The organism is Streptomyces sp. P1-3 (genome assembly GCF_050613155.1).
GTDB lineage: Bacteria > Actinomycetota > Actinomycetes > Streptomycetales > Streptomycetaceae > Streptomyces.
In genome coordinates this window covers 4227206-4247858 of sequence record NZ_CP192512.1, presented here as the reverse complement: position 1 = coordinate 4247858, position 20653 = coordinate 4227206, and the positions used below count along the sequence as shown (strand labels likewise).

At 72.1% G+C, this 20653-nt stretch carries 17 protein-coding genes; 5 read left to right on the top strand and 12 right to left on the bottom strand.

Features of this window, described 5'->3' with window-relative positions:
• Window positions 1-41: 41 nt before the first annotated feature.
• A complete protein-coding gene (mshD, locus tag ACQUSR_RS18295; RefSeq protein WP_431043638.1) occupies window positions 42-1004 on the bottom strand; it encodes a mycothiol synthase in 963 nt (320 codons plus the stop codon).
• Window positions 1005-1207: 203 nt separating this feature from the next.
• Here mshD and ACQUSR_RS18290 point away from each other — a divergent pair, with 203 nt between their 5' ends.
• A complete protein-coding gene (locus ACQUSR_RS18290) occupies window positions 1208-3034 on the top strand; it encodes a bifunctional metallophosphatase/5'-nucleotidase (protein WP_431043637.1) in 1827 nt (608 codons plus the stop codon).
• Between the two features lie 51 nt (window positions 3035-3085).
• Here ACQUSR_RS18290 and ACQUSR_RS18285 read toward each other — a convergent pair whose 3' ends face one another.
• A complete protein-coding gene (locus ACQUSR_RS18285; protein WP_431043636.1) occupies window positions 3086-4576 on the bottom strand; it encodes an oxidoreductase in 1491 nt (496 codons plus the stop codon).
• Window positions 4577-4775: 199 nt separating this feature from the next.
• Between ACQUSR_RS18285 and ACQUSR_RS18280 the strand changes: the two genes are divergently transcribed.
• Window positions 4776-5288 carry a GNAT family N-acetyltransferase gene (locus ACQUSR_RS18280; RefSeq protein WP_431043635.1) on the top strand — a complete coding sequence of 171 codons (513 nt, stop codon included), beginning with the start codon at window positions 4776-4778 and terminating at the stop codon, window positions 5286-5288.
• 46 nt (window positions 5289-5334) lie between these two features.
• Here ACQUSR_RS18280 and ACQUSR_RS18275 read toward each other — a convergent pair whose 3' ends face one another.
• Together ACQUSR_RS18275 and ACQUSR_RS18270 are read right to left on the bottom strand one after the other, a co-directional pair.
• Window positions 5335-6627 (bottom strand): esterase/lipase family protein, encoded by a 1293-nt coding sequence (locus ACQUSR_RS18275; protein ID WP_431043634.1) that lies wholly within the window; start codon window positions 6625-6627, stop codon window positions 5335-5337.
• Window positions 6628-6842: 215 nt separating this feature from the next.
• Window positions 6843-8060 (bottom strand): alpha/beta hydrolase family protein, encoded by a 1218-nt coding sequence (locus ACQUSR_RS18270; RefSeq protein WP_431043633.1) that lies wholly within the window; start codon window positions 8058-8060, stop codon window positions 6843-6845.
• Between the two features lie 253 nt (window positions 8061-8313).
• Here ACQUSR_RS18270 and ACQUSR_RS18265 point away from each other — a divergent pair, with 253 nt between their 5' ends.
• Window positions 8314-9579, top strand: coding sequence for an LmeA family phospholipid-binding protein (locus tag ACQUSR_RS18265; protein ID WP_431043632.1), 1266 nt, complete (start codon window positions 8314-8316; stop codon window positions 9577-9579).
• A 26-nt stretch (window positions 9580-9605) separates the two neighbouring features.
• Here ACQUSR_RS18265 and ACQUSR_RS18260 read toward each other — a convergent pair whose 3' ends face one another.
• From ACQUSR_RS18260 to ACQUSR_RS18235, 6 genes are all read right to left on the bottom strand, one after another.
• Complete coding sequence (locus ACQUSR_RS18260) at window positions 9606-9731, bottom strand: hypothetical protein (RefSeq protein ID WP_431043631.1); 126 nt, start codon at window positions 9729-9731, stop codon at window positions 9606-9608.
• Window positions 9732-9907: 176 nt separating this feature from the next.
• Complete coding sequence (locus tag ACQUSR_RS18255) at window positions 9908-11314, bottom strand: HAMP domain-containing sensor histidine kinase (RefSeq protein WP_431043630.1); 1407 nt, start codon at window positions 11312-11314, stop codon at window positions 9908-9910.
• Entirely contained in the window at window positions 11311-12123 is an 813-nt protein-coding gene (locus tag ACQUSR_RS18250) for a response regulator transcription factor (RefSeq protein WP_431043629.1), read from the bottom strand. Before ACQUSR_RS18250 ends, ACQUSR_RS18255 begins: the two co-directional genes overlap by 4 nt.
• 64 nt (window positions 12124-12187) lie before the next feature.
• The gene (locus tag ACQUSR_RS18245; RefSeq protein ID WP_431043628.1) at window positions 12188-13234 is read right to left on the bottom strand and encodes a S1C family serine protease; all 1047 of its coding nucleotides are present in this window, start codon (window positions 13232-13234) and stop codon (window positions 12188-12190) included.
• Window positions 13235-13340: 106 nt separating this feature from the next.
• Window positions 13341-14363, bottom strand: coding sequence for a LacI family DNA-binding transcriptional regulator (locus tag ACQUSR_RS18240; RefSeq protein WP_431043627.1), 1023 nt, complete (start codon window positions 14361-14363; stop codon window positions 13341-13343).
• 24 nt (window positions 14364-14387) lie between these two features.
• A complete protein-coding gene (locus ACQUSR_RS18235) occupies window positions 14388-15164 on the bottom strand; it encodes a response regulator transcription factor (protein ID WP_431043626.1) in 777 nt (258 codons plus the stop codon).
• A gap of 221 nt (window positions 15165-15385) precedes the next feature.
• Between ACQUSR_RS18235 and ACQUSR_RS18230 the strand changes: the two genes are divergently transcribed.
• Complete coding sequence (locus ACQUSR_RS18230; RefSeq protein ID WP_431043624.1) at window positions 15386-16318, top strand: alpha/beta hydrolase; 933 nt, start codon at window positions 15386-15388, stop codon at window positions 16316-16318.
• A gap of 74 nt (window positions 16319-16392) precedes the next feature.
• Here the strand turns inward: ACQUSR_RS18230 and ACQUSR_RS18225 are convergent, their stop codons facing one another.
• Entirely contained in the window at window positions 16393-18291 is a 1899-nt protein-coding gene (locus ACQUSR_RS18225; protein WP_431047667.1) for an ABC transporter ATP-binding protein, read from the bottom strand.
• A gap of 140 nt (window positions 18292-18431) precedes the next feature.
• A complete protein-coding gene (locus tag ACQUSR_RS18220) occupies window positions 18432-20204 on the bottom strand; it encodes an ABC transporter ATP-binding protein (protein WP_431043623.1) in 1773 nt (590 codons plus the stop codon).
• Between the two features lie 199 nt (window positions 20205-20403).
• Here ACQUSR_RS18220 and ACQUSR_RS18215 point away from each other — a divergent pair, with 199 nt between their 5' ends.
• Complete coding sequence (locus ACQUSR_RS18215) at window positions 20404-20649, top strand: MoaD/ThiS family protein (RefSeq protein WP_431047665.1); 246 nt, start codon at window positions 20404-20406, stop codon at window positions 20647-20649.
• The last annotated feature ends 4 nt before the right edge of the window (window positions 20650-20653 follow it).

Sequence of the window (20653 nt, the reverse complement as noted above, 5' to 3'; positions counted from 1 at the left end):
GGCACCCCCAGCGGCAGCGCCGGGGAAGGAGACCGGGGGAGCTACGTCTCCGTGCGGTACATCAGGTCCACCTCATGCGTCGTGAACCCCATCCGCTCGTAGACCGTGACCGCCGCCTTGTTGTCCGCGTCCACGTACAGCATCGCGGTCGGCAGTCCCTGGGCCGCCAGGTGCCGCAGCCCGACCGCGGTGAGTGCCTTGCCCAGCCCCCCGCCCTGGGCGTCCGGGCGCACGCCCACCACGTACACCTCACCGAGCCGGTCTTCCGCGTGCACCTTCGTCCAGTGGAAGCCCACCAGCTCGCCACCGCGCTCGGCCAGGAAGAAGCCCTCCGGATCGAACCACGGCTCGGCCTTGCGGTCGTCCAGGTCGCGCTGGGTCAGTGAGCCCTGCTCGGGGTGGTGCGCGAAGGCGGCGGCGTTCGCGGCCAGCCACGCCGCGTCGTCCTCCCCCGGCCGGAAGGTCCGTACGGTCACCCCTTCCGGCAGCACCGGCTCGGCGATCTCCGGCAGCCCCGGCCCCAGCGCGGCCGCCGCCGCGGTGCCCGGCAGCGCCAGCGGCCGCCGCATCTGGCGCAGTTCGCGGAAGAGCGCCATGCCCAGCGACTGGGCCAGGTGGCGGGCGGCCGGGTGGCCGCCGTGCGCCCAGACCCGCAGCCGCCTGCCCGACTCCTTCAGCAGCGCCGTCCCCAGCGCCCGGCCGTGACCGCGGCCACGGTGCGCCGGGTGGACGACGAGCTCCGCCGCCGGGGCCTCCACCGGATCGGTGTCCTCCAGCTGGCCGTAGCCGACCAGCTCCCCCAGCTCGTCGCGGAGCAGCAGATGCCGCACCCCGGGCCGCCGCCCGCGCAGTTGCAGCCGCCCCTGCTCCGACACGGCGGGCTGCCCATCGGTGCGCGCGGCCTCAGAGACCAGCTCCAGCACGCGCCGCGCCATGTCGGGGGTCAGCTCGTCGACGACCTCGATCGGCCGCCCGCCGACCGTCTCGTTCAGCACGTGATCCATAAGGCCGAGCCTACGACCGACCCGGCCCCGCTGCCCGCATGACCAACGCATGGCCGAGAACCCCTGCCACCCCGGGACCGGCCACCACACGCAACCAGCTCGTAACCTCGTCCCCCCTGCCGCGCTACGCGCGTGGACCGTAAGCTTCCGCCGACCCGTACCTGATCTGTACGCAACAGTTCCGCGCATCACAAGGGGAGCAGATGCCAGCTACACCTCAACGCCGACGACCCTCACGCCGGTTGGCCGCCTCGGTGGGGGCCCTCGCCGCCACCGCCGGTGTGCTCGCCCTCGCGATACCCGCCGACGCCGGCACCCCCTCCGACGCCGATGCCAGGGCCGTCGAGCGGGCGTACCCCGGCCGCACCGTCGACGTGCAGCTGCTCTCCTTCAACGACCTGCACGGCAACCTCCAGCCGCCGCAGGGGTCCTCCGGCAACGTCACCGAGGTCCAGCCGGACGGCACCACCAAGGCCATCCCGGCGGGCGGCGTCGAGTACCTCGCCACCTCGCTGCGCACGGCCCGCCAGGGCCACCCGTACAGCGTCACCGCCGCGGCCGGCGACATGATCGGCGCCAGCCCGCTGCTGTCCGGGCTCTTCCACGACGAGCCGACCGTCGAGGCCCTGAACAAGCTCGACCTCGACGTCACGTCCGTCGGCAACCACGAGTTCGACGAGGGCGCGCGTGAGCTGGCCCGGATGCAGAACGGCGGCTGCCACCCCAAGGACGGCTGCTTCGAGGAAGGCAAGACCTTCGCCGGCGCGGACTTCCCGTACCTGGCCGCCAACGTCGTGAACGAGAAGACCGGCAAGCCCCTCCTCAAGCCCTACACCGTGTGGAAGCACAAGGGCGTGAAGATCGGCTTCATCGGGGTCACCCTCGAAGGGACCCCGGACGTCGTCAACGCCGAGGGCATCAAGGGACTGAAGTTCCGCGACGAGGTCGAGACGATCAACAAGTACACCAAGGAGCTCGAGCGCAAGGGCGTGAAGTCCGTCGTCGCGCTCATCCACGAGGGCGGCATGCCCGCCTCCGGCGCGTACAACTACGACTGCGACAGCCCCGGCCCGGGCAACGGCATCTCCGGCCCGATCGTCGACATCGCCAAGAAGGTGACCTCGAAGGTCGACGCGCTGGTCACCGGCCACACCCACCAGGCGTACGCGTGCACCATCCCGGACCCGTCCGGCACCCCGCGCACCGTCACCTCCGCCGCCTCCTTCGGCCGCCTCTACACCGACACCACGCTCACCTACGACCGCCGCACCGGCGACATCGTGCGCACCAGCGTGAAGTCGGCCAACCACGTGGTCGACCGCGAGCAGCCCAAGGCCAAGGACATGACCGCGCTCATCGAGCGCTGGGGCAAGCTCGCCGCGCCGATCGCGAACAAGCCCGTCGGCCACATCTCGGCCGACATCGCCGGCCGGGGCGCGACCACGCCCGAGACCCCGCTCGGCGACCTGATCACCGACGCCCAGCTCGAGGCGCTCGCACCCGCCGACAAGGGCGGTGCCCAGATCGCCCTGATGAACCCGGGCGGCGTCCGCTCCGACCTCGCGTACAAGGCCGCGGGCGGCGAGGGCGACGGCGTGGTCACCTACGGCGAGTCCTTCACGGTCCAGCCGTTCACCAACATGATGACCACGCTCGACCTGACGGGCGAGCAGCTGCTGACCGCGCTGCGCCAGCAGGTCAGCGGCCCGAACCAGGCGGACCCGAAGATCCTCCAGGTGTCGAACGGCTTCACCTACACCCTGGATCTGACGAAGACCGGTGCCGACCGGATCGTGACGGACTCGGTCAAGCTGAACGGCCAGCCCATCGACCCGTCGAAGACCTACCGCGTCGCGATGAACGAGTTCCTCGCGGGCGGCGGCGACGGCTTCCCCGCCTTCAAGGAAGGCAAGAACAAGCTGGTCGGGGCCTCCGACCTTGAGGTGCTCAACACCTACCTGGGGGCGCACTCCTCGGCGCAGTCCCCGCTGGCCCCGCCGAAGGCCGACCGCATCACCGTCGTGAAGTAGCACCGCTACGGCTTACCGGGGGCCGGGGCTTCAAGCCCCGGCCCTTCGGTTTCAGTTCCGATTCAGCATGCGGGTCACACCGGCGACCACGGCGGTGGTGAGCATCCAGCCCAGGGCGACCAGCAGGTACGACAGGGCCTGCGGGACGCCGCTTGGGAAGTGCCAGGCCCCGCGCTGACCGAGACCGCCGATGGGAATCAGCAGGTCGAGGGTGTAGACGAAGGCGTTGAACGGCGGCCCTTCGCCGGGCTTGTTCGGCACCGGGGAGGCGGTACGGAAGACCAGGGCGCCGAGCAGGGTCAGCGCGATCAGCCAGATCCCGGCCAGCCAGGGCCGGTAGCCGTAGCCGACGGTGCCGTCGAGGAGCCGGCCCCATGCCCGCCCGGCCGGGTGCAGCGTCCGGCGGCGGTGCCGCTGCTTGGCCAGCAGCACCCGGCGGGCCTCGTCGTCATGGCCGAGCCGCCGGTAACAGCTCGCCAGCTGCTCGTACGGCTGCGGGTGGTAGCGCGGGCTGTGTCGGACCCAGCGCAGCCGCCGGGCCACGTCGTCCCGGAAGGACGAATCCACGCTCTCGAACCGCGCCGAGCCGTAGGAGAAGCCCTCCAGCTCCAGGACCTCCGGCCAGGTGTCCTCGGTGTCCTGGTACCAGGTGGCCTGCGCGCTGCGGAGGTCCAGCGCCCCGGACGGCCGCTCACCGAAGGCCAGATCGAGGTCCTCGCAGCGCATCCCTATGCACACCAGGGCCTTCTTGGCACCCCGCAGCCGGGCCCCTTCGAAGCTCACCAGATCGGCGATCTGCGCGCCCCGCAGCCGTACCGTCCCCCGCGCGGTGAAGCCGTCCGTGCACCGCACGGTCGACCCCGTCGCGTTGTCCATCAGGAGCGTGAGCCCGTCGGTGTCACCGAGCCGGGCGTCCGCCAGGTAGAACCCACCGGGCAACTGCGCACCCAGCAGCCGCAGTCCGCCGTCGGTGCGCAGCCCCTTGGCGAAGAGCGCGCCACCCATGACGAGCCCGCCCGCGAACACGGACCACCGACCGGGGGACCGTATCGTCGCGCGGTTGAGGCTCAGCTCTCCCGCGACATGGGTGTTGACCAGCGACAGGCCGGAGCCGTCCACGGTGGACCGGGCCAGATCGAGGTAGCCCTCGATACGGGCCAGCCCGCCGTTGAGGCCGGGGAGCCGGCTGTCGACGATCCGGATCGTCCGCGTCGAGGCCCCGTAGAAGCTCGCCCTCTCCTCCAGCCGGCACCACTTGAGCCAGAGCGTGTGGCTGATCTCCGCCCCGGCCAGGTCGAGTCGCCCGGTGATGCGGGCCCCGGCCAGCCGCAGCGAGGCGACGGCACCGGCCGGCGCCGCGTTGGCGCCGAGCAGCAGCGCGGCGATGACCTCGGCCCGGACCGTACGCTCCGGCCCCCACCGGTCGCCGCCCGCCGGATCGTCGGCCTCCGCCGTACCGGTCCGCAGGTCGACCCAGCGCCCGGCCGGGAAGGCGTCCCACAACTCCCGTTCCGGCGGCGTCAGCTCGTCGTATGCCAGCATCCGTGCAGCGTAACGACGGGCTGCCGTCCGGGACGGCGGCCCCTTGGTACGATCCGTCGGCGCGCGAAGTCCGCGACTGCCACCGGGACAAGGGAGGTTGATGAATATGGCCCGCCAGACGCTTCGTCAGCATGCCCATGTCCGGGTCGCGCGAGGGTAGATCAGCGGCCCGGTCGTCTGAAACGACCAGGAGTGTCGCGTGTCATCTTTCTCTTCGACCGGTACGGATCTGACCACTGACCGTCTCGTGCTGCGGCCATGGAGCGCCGCCGAACTCGCCGCCGTCGTCGGTGACGCCCGGTCGGCGCACTGGGCGGAGGACTTCCCCGCCGAGGGAGACCGGGTCATCGCCGGATTCCTCACCGAGCACCCGGGCGGCCTGAACGAGTACGGTCACCGGCAGATCATCGAGCGGGCCAGCGGCCTGGTGGTCGGGGCCATCGGACTGTTCTGGCCGCCCAGCGAGGGCTCCATCGAGGTGGGTTACGGCGTCGTCGCATCGCGTCGGGGCCGCGGTTACGCTTCGGAGGCCACCCGGGCCGTCGTGGAGTTCGCCCTGACCGCGCCGGATGTGCACACGGTGCGGGCCGACGTGGAGCTGTCGAACCCGGCCTCGGTCCGCGTGCTGGAGAAGGCCGGACTGCGGCGCTGGAGCGATGACGGAACCATCGCCCGGTTCCGTACGACGGCATCGGATCTGTCGCAGCGGTAGTCCCACGAGGTGGCCCGGCCGGGGAGGTGGACCTTCCCGGCCGGGATCACTTCGGCAGCCGGTCGAGGATCCAGCCGCCCAGTTCCTCGGTCATGACGGCGTGTCCCCCGTTCTCGGAGGCGCACGCGAACTCGTCCAGCTCGCTCTGTCCCGGCGGCAGCGAGTCCACGTCGATGTACAGATGGTCCTGCCTGTCGAGGTCCCTGATCGCCACGGCGCTGACGGTGGGCACGAAGCACACCGAACGCCAGTCGACCGTCGCACGGCCGAGCTTGTTCAACTCGTCGGCGAGGATGCCGAAGGAGTCGAGCGTGCCGCCCGGGGCGCCGTCGAGTTCGGGCAGCCCGTTGGTCTTCACCGTCGCCGGGAGCGCCAGAATGCTGCGCAGCTCGCCGACCGCGACGCCGTCACCCGCGGCCTGGGTGGACAGCGTGGTGCCCCGGAACACCAGGCCGGTGGCCTTGAGCGCTTCCGCGCCGGCGGGGATGCCGTTGCCCGTACCGTCGGACCGGCCGTTGGCCACGCCGATCTTGACGGGCCGCATCGGCCACCAGCCGACCTCGCGCAACGCGGCGAGGAACTTCTTCCGCTCGTCGTGCTCGTTCGGCGGGCTGTCCACCTCCGGGATGTGCCGCCACAGCAGCTGGCGCGCGGCATCGCTGTTGATCTGGCGGGAGAAGCCGGACTTGAGGGGCCGGATGTAGTGCGCGAACGCCTGGAGGGCGATGGGCACCCAGGCGCCCCGGTGGGGGCTGTCGTACGAGACGTAGACCGCCGTCTGGTGGTCGACGCGCTCGTGCTCCATCCCCGCCAGGGCATACCGGGCGACCAGGCCGCCCATGCCGAACCCGCCGACGGACAGGGGAGCGTCGCCGCGCCGCCGCGCGATCGACTCCAGGACTGCGGACCGCACGGCCTCCGCGTTCTCCAGGATCGAGCGGCTGCGCTCGCCGTAGCCGACGAGGACGAGGTCGTGGCCGCGGCGCCGCAGTTCGGTGGCGAACGGGTACGCTCCCCGCTCCACGGCCTCCCAGAATCCGTTCAGGTCGGACGGCCCGGAGTTGAAGCCGTCGGCCAGGATGACCGGCCGGACCAGCTCGTCGTGTCCGTCGCCGTAGTACACCCACGCGGTGCCGTTGGGCAGCGCCCACATGGCGTCCGGCCTGGGCGCGGGCTCGATCACCGTCGCCTCCGGGGGCCTGATGAACCCGAAGGTGGCGATGGCCCTCTCCGCGGACTCCTCCCCGGGCTTCACCGCGGACTCCTCCTCGGGCTTCTCCGCGGCCTTCCCTCCGGGCTTCTCCGCGTCGGCCTCTGCCCGTGCCGCCTGGTCTGCCATGCGGTCCCCTTCTCGGCCGTCGGCACGCGTCGCGGCCGTTCCCGGGCAGCGGGAACGGCCGCGACACGCTCGCCCCATACGGCGGTTGCGAGATCCATCCTCACGCCCGAGCACGGACTGTCGCCACACAATTGCCGAGAGTCATCACATCGAGGGGATGTGCGCCGCACGGGGTTTGCGGGGCGAGGGGGCAAGGGGCAAAGGGTGGTCGCGGCTCACGGGTTCTGGAACTTCACCTCCGGGTTCGCCCGCGACGGCCCGTCCAGCAGCGGCTGCGCCTCGCCCCGCAGATGCAGGTCGAAGAAGGCCGCCACATAGTCGTGGGTGATCTCCGCCGAGCGCTTGCCCGACAGCGGTGCGTCAGGGTCGGGCAGGCCGAGCTGGTCGCCCAGGATCGGCAGGTCCGTGAAGGTCATGTGGCCCGAGCCGGCGACCGTCAGCCAGCGCTTCCAGCCGTCCAGACGGGGCCATGTCTCGTCCCAGGTCTTGTCCTTGCCGCCCGGCCGGTGCCACTCGTCGTCTGTGCCCAGCATCATGAACGGGCGGCCGTCCAGCCCGTTCTCGGGAACGGGGGCGGCGAACGTGCCGTCCATGTTGATCCCGGCGCGGACCCGCCGGTCCGTCGCCATCGTCTCGGCGGCGGAGGCGCCTCCGATGGAGTGGCCCGCCATGCCGATCCGCTTCGGGTCGATCAGCCCGGCGTGCCGCCAGGCCGGGTGGCGGCCGGTGAGCCGGTCGAGGAGGAAGGACACGTCCGCGGCGCGCACCTCGGGGACGCGGGCGATCCCGGTCTCCTTCACCTTGTCGCACGCCACGCAGGTCAGCACCCGCCCGCCGGGGAAGCGCGTACCGAGCGACTCGTAGGCGTGGTCGACCGCCGCGACCACGTAGCCCCGGCTGGCCAGTTCACCGGCGAGGTGGGTCAGCGTGGCGCGGTTCATGCCGAAGCCCGGGGAGAGGACCACCAGCGGGAACCTGCCGTGGGTCGGGCGGGCCCCGGCGCGCACCTGGGTGCCGGTCGCGCTCACCGTCCGGGGCGGTACGACCTCGTCCAGATCCTGGCTCTCCAGCAGCAGCCGCGCCTCCTCCGTCGTCATGTACGGGGCCGCGCGACCGGTGCCGGGGCGGGTGGGGAAGTACAGGTCGACCATCAGCTCGCGGGCCTTCGCCTCGGGCACCCACGGGTCCGGGCGGGACCGGTCGGTCAGATGGATGGTGTCCCGGCCGACCGCGTACGGGCCGCTGAGGCGCGGCAGTTCCAGGCGTATGTCCTGGTTCGACCGTATGTCCTGGGCGGTGGCGGCCGTGGCCGCGGCGGTCGAGGACGACGCGGCGGTACGCGTTTCCGCCGACGCCGCGCCCGCTCCGGCGAGCGGCAGGGACACGGCGGCGACGAGGACGGCGGCGAGCGCCGCGCGACGGGTTCTGGTCATGACGGCACGTTAACTTCCGTCCCCTGCCGACCGCGTCCTCCGCAGGTCGGGAGGTCAGCCCTCACGTATGGACCCCAAGGACTACGGGCATCGGGCGGCATCCACCGCACGTCGGAGCCGGTCCGCCGCCGGAGCATGTCCGACGACTGGACCGCGACGCCCGCGTCGCGGCGGCTGAATCGCATCGTGCCGTTCACCACCTACTGGCGGTACAACTTGCGTTCGATGTGGTCTCGCATGGTGGGATTGGCCGATGCGAACCCCCACGCGCATATCCACTCCGCCGCTTCCGGACGTCACGCAGCCGCTTCCCCAGCTTCCCGCGACTGACGAGCTCGCGCCCCGCAACCCGTACGACGAACTGGCCGAGCTCGCCGACCCGTACGACCCCGACGATCCGCTGGGCCTCGGTCTCAAGCCGGACGAGGCGGAGGCCGAAGACGAAGCACCCTGGTCGCCGCCCAACCACCGCAAGCGCAAGCGCGGCCGCCGCCGCCCCCTGTCCGGGGTCTCGCTGCTCCTCAAGCTGGTGATCGCCGCCGCCGCGTGCACCGTGATCCTGGTGCTCGCGGACCGCTGCGCCGTGATGTACGCGGAACGGGAAGCGGCTCAGCGGGTGCAGAAGCAGCTCGGGCTGGAGGCCGCGCCCGAGGTGGAGATCAGGGGCTTCCCGTTCCTGACCCAGGTGCTGGACGGGCGGCTGGACCAGGTGGACGTCACCATCCCCGATGTGCCGGCGGACCGGGTCTCGCTGGCGCAGGTACGGGCCAGCGCCCGGGACATCCGGATCGTCGGCAGCCTCCCCGACTCCGTCGAGGGCGCCACCGTCGACAGCCTCGACGGCGACGTCCTGCTGTCCTTCGACGACATGAACCGCGAACTCGGGGCCTCCCAGGTGCGGTTCACCGGCCACGGCCCCGAATCCGTACTCGCCGCGGGGAAGCTGCCGGTGGCCGGGCAGGAGGTACAGGTGCGGGCCAAGGCGCGCATCAAGCGCGACGGCGCACGCGGGATCTCCACCGACATCACCGGCATGCGGCTCGACATCCCGGAGGTGGCGACCTACCGGCCGGGCAAGCACGCCGGGCTGCGGCTGCACCGCGAGAGCGCCGAACGGATCGCCCAGGACGCGGGCAAGGCCAAGGCGATGCTTGCGGTCCCGTCGCTGGCGCGGCGGCTCGGCGTGCCGGACCAGGTGGCTGCGGAGGCGCTGCACAACGACGCGCGGCTGCACGAGATCACCAGTTCGCCACGGTTCGTCGAGGCTCTGATGCGGGTGAACCTGGTCGACGCGGTCACCGAGCACCCATGGGTGCTCGAGCGGATCGGCATCGACCCGAAACTGGCGGCGGCCCTGACCCGGCTCCAGCCGCCGGAGCTGTCGGAGCGGCTGGCGCTCTCCTTCCAGCTCCCCGAGAAGGCGGGTGATCTGCGGCTGCGGAACATCACCGTCGAGCGCGACGGCATCCACGCCGACCTGGCCGGCGACCACCTGGACTTCGGCAAGGCGAAGGAATAGGGCGGTCGCCGCCGGTGCTGTGCGGGCTATTTGCGGGTGAACACGTCGCTGGGACTGCCGTCGTCCCAGGTGAGCGTGAGCCGCTGCCCGCCCTCGCTGAGCACGGCCTTGCCGGTCGAGGTCTCGCCCCCGACGGTGGCCCTGGTGGTCATGTCGGCGTTGATCGTCCCGGACAGGGATTTTTCGCACCGGATTCCTTGTCACAGGTAAAGCCAATTCGCTGTGAGCCTGTCACAGGAAACAAGCCGGAATCCAGGCCAACAAACCTGTTCCATTGGTTAGTTGCACTGCACTGCGGATCAGAGAAGCGCAGGTCAGAAGGGGCAGGTCAGAAAGGGGCGGCCGCCCCCGGCAGCCGGACCCGCGCGACCGTGCCCCCGCCCGGTGCGGGCCGGAGTGCCACCTCGCCGCCCACCGACCGGACCGTACGGGCCACGATGGACAGGCCCAGTCCCGAGCCCGGCAGGCTGCGGGCGGACGGGGACCGCCAGAAGCGGTCGAAGACGTGGGGCAGTTCGTCCTCCCGGATGCCGGGGCCGTGGTCCCGGACCGTGAACTCGCCGTCGGCCAGCGCGACCTCGACCGTCCCGCCGGGCGGGCTGAACTTCACAGCGTTGTCCAGCAGGTTCACCAGGGCCCGCTCCAGTGACGCCGGTTCGGCCCGTACGTACCACGGGTCCAGCGCGGCGGTGAAGGTCACCTCCGCGCCGCGCAGTCTCGCCCGCTCCAGCGCCGCGTCCGCCACCTCGTGCAGCGCCACCACCTGCACCGGGCCGCTGCCGGGCGCCGCGTCCGGGCGGGACAGCTCCTGCAGATCGCCGATGAGCGCGGCCAGTTCGGTCATCTGGGCGGTGACGCCGGCAAGCAGCGCCCTGCGGTCCTCCGGCGGCAGCGCGCGCCCGGTCTCCTCGCTGCGCGCCAGCAGTTCGATGTTGGTACGCAACGAGGTCAGCGGGGTGCGCAGCTCGTGCCCCGCGTCCGCGATCAGCTGCTGCTGCCGGTCGCGGGAGGAGGCGAGCGCGGCCGTCATGGCGTTGAACGAGCGCGACAGGCGGGCGATCTCGTCCTCCCCCTCCACCGGGATGCGGACCGCCAGGTCCTCGGTGCGGGCCACGTGCTCCACGGCGTCGGTGAGCCGGTCCACCGGCTTCAGGCCGGTCCGGGCGATCCACAGGCCGGCCGTCGCCGAGAGGACGACTCCCCCGCCCGCGACGGTGAGCAGCACCAGGGCGAGGGTGTCCAGCGGCCGGGTGACCTCGGCCAGCGGACGGGACACCGACACGGTCAGCTCACCGGTCCGGCCGTCCGGAAAATTGACCTGGACGTGCTCGGTGCGGACCCGGACCTCCCGGCCGTCCGCGGTGGTGCCGTCGTGCGTGGCGTCGGTGAACAGCGGGGCGTGGGCCACGTCGACGTCCTCGCGCGTCACCCGCACCCGGTCCGAGCCCGGCGCGACACAGGGGGTGCCGTCGTTCCGGACGACCTGCACGTTGGCCGCGCCGGGCCGCAGATCGCGAGAGCCCTGGCTGTCGGTCGTGCAGTCGTAGTCCCGCAGCCGGCCGAGGTCGATCCGCCGTACGTCGTCCCGCAACCGGTCGTCCAGCGCGCCGACGAGCTGGTCGCGGGTAACGAACCAGCAGGCCAGCGCCGAGATCGCGACGGCGAGGGCCACCGCGGCGGCGGTCAGCAGCGCCAGCCGCGACCGCAGCGGCAGCCGCCGGAACCACCGGATCACGGCGTGCCGTCCCGTCCGGTGCCGGGGGCGCTGCCGGGGCCCGTACCGCCGCTGCCGGGGCCATCTCCGCCGCGCAGGACGTAGCCCACCCCGCGCACGGTGTGCACCAGCCGCGGCTCGCCGCCCAGTTCGGTCTTGCGGCGCAGATACATCACGTAGACATCCAGGGAGTTGGAGGACGGCTCGAAGTCGAAGCCCCAGACCGCCTTGAGGATCTGCTCGCGGGTGAGCACCTGGCGCGGGTGGGCCAGGAAGAGCTCCAGCAGCGTGAACTCGGTGCGGGTCAGCTCCACCTGCCGCGCGCCCCGCGTCACCTCCCGCGTCGACAGGTCCATCCGCAGATCGGCGAAGGACAGGACGTCTCCGGCGCCCTGGTCCGCCCCGCCGGCCGGCGCCCCGCCGCCCGCCGCCGTGGCGTACGCGCTGCGGCGCAGCAGCGCGCGGATCCGGGCCAGCAGCTCGTCCAGCTCGAAGGGTTTGACGAGGTAGTCGTCGGCGCCCGCGTCGAGACCGGTGACCCGGTCGCCGACGGTGTCGCGCGCGGTCAGCATCAGGATGGGCACGGTCACGCCGGTGGCGCGCAGTCGGCGGGCGGCGGTCAGCCCGTCCATGCGCGGCATCAGCACGTCGAGGACGATCAGCTCCGGGTCGCAGCGGCCGACCTTCTCCAGCGCGTCCAGCCCGTCGACGGCGGTCTCGGTGCGGTAGCCCTCGAAAGCCAGGCTGCGCCGCAGCGCCTCGCGGACGGCCGGTTCGTCGTCGACGATCAGCACGCGGGAGGGCTGCTCGGCGGGGTCGGCGGTGCTCATCGGATGGCTACCTCGGGGTCCTGACGGGGCGCGCGGTCACCCGTCCAGCGTGACACGGACGACCTCAGCTCCCGCCGTCGCGCAGCGCGTCCAGGTCGGCGGTGACCGTCTCGACGGGGATGGCGAAGCCGAGTCCGACGCTGCCCGCGCTGCCGGACGCCTGCGCGCCCGAGGGCGAGTACATCGCCGAGTTGATCCCGATGATCTGCCCCTTCATGTTGATCAGGGCGCCGCCGGAGTTGCCCGGGTTGAGCGAGGCGTCGGTCTGGATGGCCTTGTACGTGGTGGTGGAGGAGCCCACGTCGCCGTTGTAGCGGCCGCCGCCGAACTCGAACGGCCAGCCGCCGGAGCCGCCGCCCTGCTGCCGCCCCTGGCTCTCATCGGTGGACACGGTGACGTCCCGGTCGAGGGCCGAGACGATGCCGCTGGTGACGGTGCCGGTCAGGCCCTCGGGCGAGCCGATGGCCACCACCTGGTCGCCGACCCGCACGCTGTCGGAGTCACCGAGCGTGGCCGCCTTCAGGCCACTGGCGCCTCGCACCTTGATCAGCGCCAGGTCCTTGCCGGGGTCGGTGCCGACGACGGACGCGGTCTTGCTGCTGCCGTCACTGAAGGTCACCTTGACGCTGTCCGCGCCCGCGATGACGTGGTTGTTGGTGATGATCTCGCCGTCGCCGGTGATGATCACGCCGGAGCCGGTGGACTCGCCCTGCCCGGAGCTCGCCTTGATCTCCACGATGCTGGGGCCGACGGCCTGGGCGACGGCGGAGACGCTGCCGCCCGTGGTGGCGTTGGCGTTGACCACGGGGGTGGCGGTGCCGCCACCGGACTTCTCGGTGGCGTTGCCGACCAGCGCGGCCGTTCCGGCGCCGAGCGCGGCCGCCGCGATGGCGACGGCGGCGACCAGGGCGACGGGGCCGCGTCCGCGGGCCCGTCGCCGGGTGCCGGTCCCGGCCGGTCCTGGCGGGGCCGGGGGCACCGGCGGCGCGGCCGCGAAGGAGGCGTACGGATACGAGGGGTCCGCGGGGGATCCGGGCCGCACGGAGTACGGCTGGTACGGCTGCTGGGCCTGGGGCTCGTGGTCGCCGCTTGGGCGCATGCTGTCCGTCATGCCTTCGACAGTGCGCGGCGTTCCTGAGAATTGTCTGAGTGCCCGCTGAGAAGCCCGACAGAAATCGGGGAAATCGGGGTCCGGGGCGGAGCCCCGGTCACACGGCTCAGTGGCAGCCGCAGGAGCGCCGGACCACCAGCGCGGACGGGAACTGCTTCAGCCGCTCGCGGCGCGACCCCGGCACCCGCAGGCCGTCGTCCAGCACCAGGTCCACCGCGGCGCGCGCCATCGCCTCGCGGTCGGAGGCGACGGTGGTCAGCGGCGGATCGGTGAGCGCCGCTTCCTTCACGTCGTCGAAGCCCGCGACCGCCAGCTCCCCCGGCACGTCGATCCGCAGCTCACGCGCGGCCCGCAGCACGCCGATGGCCTGGTCGTCGGTGGCGCAGATGATGGCGGGCGGGCGCTCCGGCCCGGCCAGCAGCTTCAGTGCCACCTGATAGGCGTCGTAGCGGTTGTACGGGGCCTGGAACAACAGGCCCTCGGTGGACTTCCCGGACTCCCGCATGGCCCGCCGCCAGCCCTCGACGTGGTCGGTGACCGGGTCGCCGACGGTCGGGGTGATCTCCAGACCGCCGAGGCAGGCGACATACGGATGGCCGTGCTCCAGCAGGTGCCGGGTGGCCAGGTGCGCGCCGCCCACGTCGTCCGTGACCACGGCGACGTCCTCGATCGCCTCGGGGCGGCGGTGCAGCAGGACGACCCGCGCGTCCCAGGCGTCTATCTCGGCGGCCGCGTGCTCGCTGGGGCCCTGGCTGATCAGGATCAGCCCGGAGACCCGCATGCCGAGGAAGGCACGCAGATAGTGCACCTCGCGCTCGTCGAGGTAGTCGGAGTTACCGACCAGCACCATCTTCCCGCGCTCGGCGGCCGCCCGTTCGACGGCGTGCGCCATCTCGGCGAAGAACGGCTGGCGGGCGTCCGGCACGATCAGGCCTATGAGGTCCGTGCGCCGGCTCGCCATAGCCTGCGCGACACGGTCGGGCCGGTACCCGAGCTCCTTGATCGCGGCGAGCACGCGCTCCCGCGTGGCCGGGGCGACCGGCCTCGGTCCATTGTTGATGACGTAGCTGACGACCGCGGTCGAGGTCCCCGCCAGCCTTGCCACATCGTCCCGCGTCACCTTGGCCACGCCGGGCAGTCTACGCGGGTCCATCTACCCCTTGGCCGGTCGTGCGGCGGCGACTTCGGCGTCCTCGCGGCGGGCCGCCCCGGCCGATGCCTTGGCCTTCGCCTTGGCCTCCTCGGCGGCCCGCTCCACCTTCTCCGGTACGACGAAGCGATAACCGACGTTTCGCACCGTTCCGATCAGGGATTCGTGCTCGGGGCCGAGCTTGGCGCGCAGCCGCCGCACGTGGACGTCGACGGTCCGGGTGCCACCGAAGTAGTCGTAGCCCCAGACCTCCTGGAGCAGCTGGGCGCGGGTGAAGACGCGCCCGGGGTGCTGCGCCAGGTACTTCAGCAGCTCGAACTCCTTGAATGTGAGATCCAGCACACGACCCTTGAGCTTGGCGCTGTAGGTCGCCTCGTCCACCGACAGGTCGCCGTTGCGGATCTCCATCGGGCTGTCGTCCGTGGTGATCTGCTGGCGGCCCATCGCGAGCCGCAGCCGCGCCTCGACCTCCGCGGGGCCCGCGGTGTCCAGCAGGACGTCGTCGATGCCCCAGTCCGCGGTGACGGCGGCGAGCCCGCCCTCGGTGACCACCAGGATCAGCGGGCAGCCGGGGCCGGTGGAGCGCAGCAGCTGGCACAGGCTGCGCACCTGCGGCAGGTCGCGGCGGCCGTCGATGAGGATGACGTCGGCGCCGGGGGTGTCCACGAGCGCCGGGCCCTCCGCCGGGGCGACGCGCACGCTGTGCAGCAGGAGGCCGAGAGCGGGCAGCACCTCCGTCGACGGCTGGAGTGCGTTGGTCAGCAGAAGCAGTGAGCTCATCGGTCGCCACCTGCCTTGGCCGTGGTCGCGGTCTCGCCTAGCTCGCCCATAACGTCGGTTCCTCCTCGGTCCCTGCGAGGGCACTGCTCGTACCGGTGTTTGCTGCGTGCGGCTCCGCGCCCTGGGGCGCGCGTGCGCTCAAGCGCGCGGAACGCGCCTGAAAGCACAAAAGGACCCGGGGGCTGCGTTGCCCGAGTCCTCTTCGAAGCAGAATAGCCCACATGACGCGCGGATCAGAGGCCGAATCTGCACGCAGTCGTGTTCTGCCGGTCACGTCAGGGGTCCTGAGAGTGACGCTGCTGACGGATGACGGGGTCCCGATCGACGCGGCGTACGAGGCCGCCGGCACCGCCGTGGACGACCTGGCCTTCGTCGTCGCGCACGGCTTCACCGGCGCGCTGGAGCGTCCCGCGCTACGGCGTGCCGCCCGAGCGTTGTCCCAGCGTGCGGCCGTGATCACGTTCTCCTTCCGCGGGCACGGCCGGTCCGGCGGCCGCTCCACGGTCGGCGACCGCGAGGTCCTGGATCTGGCCGCGGCGGTGCGCTGGGCGCGTCGGCTCGGCCACCGGCGGGTGGTCACGGTCGGGTTCTCGATGGGCGGCTCGGTGGTGCTGCGGCATGCCGCGCGCGCCGGGACGGCCGTGGGGACCGCGTCCGGGGGAGCCGCCGCCCTGGGGGCGACCGTCGAGATCCAGCCATACGCGACCGGAGGCGGGAAGGGGCGCACGCAGGAGCATGGAGAGCGCGTGGGGCGCGGGGATGCGCATGCCGACGCGGTGATCGCCGTGAGCGCCCCCGCCCGCTGGTTCTACCGCGGTACGGCGCCCATGCGGCGTCTCCACTGGGTGGTGACGCGCCCCGCCGGCCGCCTGGTCTCCCGCTACGGCCTCCGCACGCGGGTCGCCCCGGAGCGCTGGAACCCGGTTCCGCTCTCGCCGGTGGCCTCGATCCCGATGATCGCCCCGACCCCGGTGCTGATCGTCCATGGGGACGCGGACCCGTACTTCCCGCTGGACCATCCCCGCGCGCTGGCGGCGGCCGCCGCCCCGTCATCCACAGAGCTGTGGATCGAGCGGGGTTTCGGGCACGCGGAGAACTCCGCCGGGGAGGACCTGCTGAACCGGATCGCGGAGTGGGCCGCGGCCCACACGTAGCCGACCGAAGCGCCTCCCGGGCCGCGCCCACACGTGGCCGCAGTCCTCCGGGCCCCGGCCACCCCCAGGCGCCGCTAGTCCGCCACCGGGGCGGCGAACTGAGCCTCGTACAGGCGCGCGTACGCGCCCCGGGCCGCCAGCAGCTCCTCGTGTGTGCCCTGTTCCACGATGCGGCCCGCCTCCATCACCAGGATCAGGTCCGCGTCACGGATCGTGGAGAGCCGGTGGGCGATGACGAAGCTGGTGCGGCCGTCCCGCAGGGACGCCATCGCGTGCTGGATCAGGACCTCCGTACGGGTGTCCACCGAGCTGGTCGCCTCGTCCAGCACGAGGATCGCCGGTTCGGCCAGGAACGCCCGCGCGATGGTGATCAGCTGCTTCTCGCCGACGCTGACGCCTCCGCCCTCTTCATCCAGGACCGTGTCGTAGCCGTCCGGGAGGGTCCGTACGAAGCGGTCCACATGGGTGGCCTTCGCCGCCGCGACGATGGCCTCCATCGACGCCCCGTCCGCCCCGTAGGCGATGTTCTCCGCGATCGTGCCGCCGAACAGCCACGTGTCCTGGAGGACCATGCCGATGTGGGAGCGCAGCTCCTCGCGCGGGACCGTGGCGATGTCGACGCCGTCGAGGGTGATCCGGCCGCCGCTGACCTCGTAGAACCGCATCAGCAGATTGACCAGGGTGGTCTTCCCCGCGCCCGTCGGGCCGACTATGGCCACCGTCTGGCCGGGCCGCACCGACAGCGACAGGTCCTCGATCAGCGGCTTGTCCGGCTCGTAGCGGAAGGAGACGTCCTCGAACGCGACCCGCCCGCTGACCGGCTCGCGGCGCGGGCCCCTCGACGGCGCCGGGTCCGGGATCTGCTCCTCCGCGTCCAGCAGCTCGAAGACCCGCTCGGCCGACGCCACGCCCGACTGCACCAGGTTGGCCATCGAGGCCACCTGGGTCAGCGGCTGGCTGAACTGGCGCGAGTACTGCACGAACGCCTGCACATCGCCGATCGACAGCGCGCCGGAGGCCACCCGCAGACCGCCGACCACCGCGACCAGCACGTAGTTGAGGTTGCCGATGAACATCATCGCGGGCTGGATGATCCCGGAGATGAACTGGGCCCGGAAACTCGACGCGTACAGCTGCTCGTTGTGCTCCCGGAAGATCGCCGCGGACTCCCGCTCCCGCCCGAAGACCTTCACCAGCGAGTGGCCGGTGTACATCTCCTCTATATGGGCGTTGAGCTTGCCGGTCGTCTTCCACTGGGCGACGAACTGCGGCTGCGCGCGCTTGCCGACGCGGGCCGCCACGAACACCGACAGCGGCACGGTCAGCAGCGCCACCAGGGCCAGCAGCGGCGAGATCCAGAACATCATCGCCAGTACGCCCACGATCGTCAGCAGCGAGGCGATGACCTGGCTCATGGTCTGCTGGAGGGTCTGCTGGATGTTGTCGATGTCGTTGGTCGCCCGGGACAGCACCTCACCGCGCGGCTGCTTGTCGAAGTACGACAGCGGCAGGCGGGCCAGCTTCTCCTCGACCTCGCGCCGCATGCGGAACACGGCCCGCTGGACGACGACGGTGTAGATACGCGCCTGTACGAGGCCGAGGACCGCGGCGCCCACGTAGAGCAGCACCACCCACAGCAGCACGACGCCGACCGCGTCGAAGTCGATGCCCCGGCCGGGCACGACGTCCATCGCGGAGATCATGTCCGCGACCGTGCCGTCGCCGTGCTCGCGCAGCCGCTCGACGGTCTCCGCCTTGGTCTCGTCCGCGGGCAGTTGGCGGCCGACCACCCCCTCGAAGATCAGGTCCGTGGCATGGCCGAGGATCTTGGGCCCGAGCACGGTCAGCGCGATGCTGAGCACCGCGAAGCCGAGCGCCACCAGCAGCATGGTGCGCTCCGGACGCATGGTGGCGAGCAGCCGGCGGCCGGAGCCGCGGAAGTCCATGGAGCGCTCGGTGGGCTGGCCGCCCATCCAGCGCGCGGGCCCGGCGGCCGGGGCCGGTCCCCTGCGGGGCGCCGCGACGGTCGCCTTGCCCTCGCTCACGCCGCCCCCGCCCTTGCCCGTGCCTCCCTCACTCACGCCGCCCCCGCCCTTGCCCGTGCCTCCCCCGCTCACGCCGCCTCCTCCTCGCTCAGCTGCGACAGCACGATCTCCCGGTACGTCGGGTTGCCCGCCATCAGTTCGGGATGGGTGCCCGTACCGACCACCCGGCCCTCGTCCAGGACGACGATGCGGTCCGCGTGCCGGATCGTGGCGACCCGCTGGGCGACGATGACGACCGTCGCCTCCCCGGTCTCGTCCGCCAGCGCCGCGCGCAGCCGCGCGTCCGTGGCGTAGTCCAGGGCGGAGAAGGAGTCGTCGAAGAGGTAGATCGCCGGGCGGCCGACCAGCGCGCGGGCGATGGCCAGGCGCTGCCGCTGCCCGCCGGACACGTTGCCGCCGCCCTGCGCGATGGGCGCCTCCAGGCCCTCCGCCAACTCCGCCACGAAGTCCCGGGCCTGGGCCGTCTCCAGCGCCCGCCACAGCTCCTCGTCGGTGGCGTCGGGTCTGCCGTAGCGCAGGTTGGAGGCGACGGTGCCGGAGAAGAGATACGGCTTCTGCGGCACGAGTCCGATCGTCCGGGCCAGCTCCGCCGGATCGAGCCGCCGCACGTCCACCCCGTCCACCCGCACGCTGCCCGCCGTCGGGTCGAACAGCCTCGGCACCAGGCCGAGCAGCGTGGACTTGCCGCTGCCGGTGGAACCGATGACGGCCGTGGTCTCGCCGGGCCGGGCGAGCAGCGAGATGTCGCGCAGCACCGGTTCCTCGGCCCCCGGATAACGGAACTCCACGCCGTCCAGCTCCAGCAGACGGCCGGTCGTGCCGCGCCGCCCGGCGGCCGTCGCGGCCGTCGCCGCGGCCGGCAGCGGCACCGGGTCGGCGGGCGGCCGCACGCTGGTCTCGGTGTCCAGCACCTCCTGGACGCGCTCGGCGCACACCTCCGCGCGCGGCACCATCATGAACATGAAGGTGGCCATCATGACGGCCATCAGGATCTGCATCAGGTACGCGAGGAACGCCGTCAGGGCGCCGATCCGCATGTCCCCGCTGTCGATGCGGTGCCCGGCGAACCAGACGACGGCGGCACCGGCGACGTTCACCACCAGCATCACCGACGGGAACATCAGGGCCATCAGCCGCCCGGCGCGCAGCGACACGTCCATGAGCGCGTGGTTGGCCTCGTCGAAGCGCTCCCGCTCATGCCGGTCGCGGACGAACGCGCGGATCACGCGGATGCCGGTGATCTGCTCGCGCAGCACCCGGTTGACGGTGTCGATGCGCTCCTGGACGCCCCGGAACAGCGGCCGCATCCGGCGCAGGATCAACGCGACGACGACGCCGAGGACCGGGACGATGACCAGCAGCAGCCCGGACAGCGGCACGTCCTGGTCGAGCGCCATGAGGACGCCGCCCACGCACATGATCGGCGCCGAGGCCATGATGGTGAAGGCCATCAGGCACAGCATCTGCACCTGCTGGATGTCGTTGGTGCCGCGGGTGATCAGCGACGGGGCGCCGAACCGGCCCAGCTCGCGGGAGGAGAACGACTGCACCCGGTCGAAGACGGCGGCGCGGATGTCGCGGCCGAGCGCCATGGCCGTACGGGATCCGAAATAGACCGCGCCGATGGCGCAGCAGATCTGGAGCAGCGTGACGGCGACCATGACGCCGCCCACCCGGAGGATGTAACCGGTGTCCCCCTTCACCACGCCGTCGTCGATGATGTCCGCGTTGAGGGCCGGTAGATAGAGCGTGGCCAGCGTCTGCACCAACTGGAGCAGCACGACCAGCGCGATCGGTCGGGTGTAGGGCCCCAGATGCGCCCGTATTAGTCGTACCAGCACACGCGAACCCTATGCGGCGTACTGTGCGGCGTCGCGCGGATTTCCGCACTCCGTCCACCCGTCATCATGGAGGGCGGTAATCCGCCCGGGCCGAGCGCCCGCGCGCGGACGGGAAGCGAAAGGGGTCGCCATGGCGACAAGCGACGAGACGGACCGGACGGGCGGTACGGGGGGCACGGCGGACGTGCCCGCCGGCACGATCCGGTACTGGGCCGCCGCCAAGGCCGCGGCCGGCACCGCCGAGGAGCCCTACGCCGCCGCGACGCTCGCGGAGGCCCTCGACGCGGCTCGGCGGCGGCATGCGGAGCGCCCGGAGTTCGCCCGGGTGCTGCTGCGCTGTTCGTTCCTGGTCGACGGGGAAGCCGTCGGCACACGCGACCATGCGACGGTCGCACTGGCCGAGGGCGGCACGGTCGAGGTGCTCCCGCCGTTCGCAGGAGGGTGACCGA

Bases quoted from the DNA above. Each gene is read 5' to 3' on its own strand.
- ACQUSR_RS18265 (WP_431043632.1), top strand. From the start codon at position 8,314: ATGCGAACCCCCACGCGCATATCCACTCCGCCGCTTCCGGACGTCACG.
- ACQUSR_RS18250 (WP_431043629.1), bottom strand. From the start codon at position 12,123: ATGAGCACCGCCGACCCCGCCGAGCAGCCCTCCCGCGTGCTGATCGTC.
- ACQUSR_RS18230 (WP_431043624.1), top strand. From the start codon at position 15,386: ATGACGCGCGGATCAGAGGCCGAATCTGCACGCAGTCGTGTTCTGCCG.
- ACQUSR_RS18235 (WP_431043626.1), bottom strand. From the start codon at position 15,164: ATGAGCTCACTGCTTCTGCTGACCAACGCACTCCAGCCGTCGACGGAG.
- ACQUSR_RS18275 (WP_431043634.1), bottom strand. From the start codon at position 6,627: ATGGCAGACCAGGCGGCACGGGCAGAGGCCGACGCGGAGAAGCCCGGA.
- ACQUSR_RS18260 (WP_431043631.1), bottom strand. From the start codon at position 9,731: ATGACCACCAGGGCCACCGTCGGGGGCGAGACCTCGACCGGCAAGGCC.
- ACQUSR_RS18245 (WP_431043628.1), bottom strand. From the start codon at position 13,234: ATGACGGACAGCATGCGCCCAAGCGGCGACCACGAGCCCCAGGCCCAG.
- ACQUSR_RS18285 (WP_431043636.1), bottom strand. From the start codon at position 4,576: ATGCTGGCATACGACGAGCTGACGCCGCCGGAACGGGAGTTGTGGGAC.
- mshD (WP_431043638.1), bottom strand. From the start codon at position 1,004: ATGGATCACGTGCTGAACGAGACGGTCGGCGGGCGGCCGATCGAGGTC.
- ACQUSR_RS18225 (WP_431047667.1), bottom strand. From the start codon at position 18,291: ATGGGCGGCCAGCCCACCGAGCGCTCCATGGACTTCCGCGGCTCCGGC.
- ACQUSR_RS18270 (WP_431043633.1), bottom strand. From the start codon at position 8,060: ATGACCAGAACCCGTCGCGCGGCGCTCGCCGCCGTCCTCGTCGCCGCC.
- ACQUSR_RS18290 (WP_431043637.1), top strand. From the start codon at position 1,208: ATGCCAGCTACACCTCAACGCCGACGACCCTCACGCCGGTTGGCCGCC.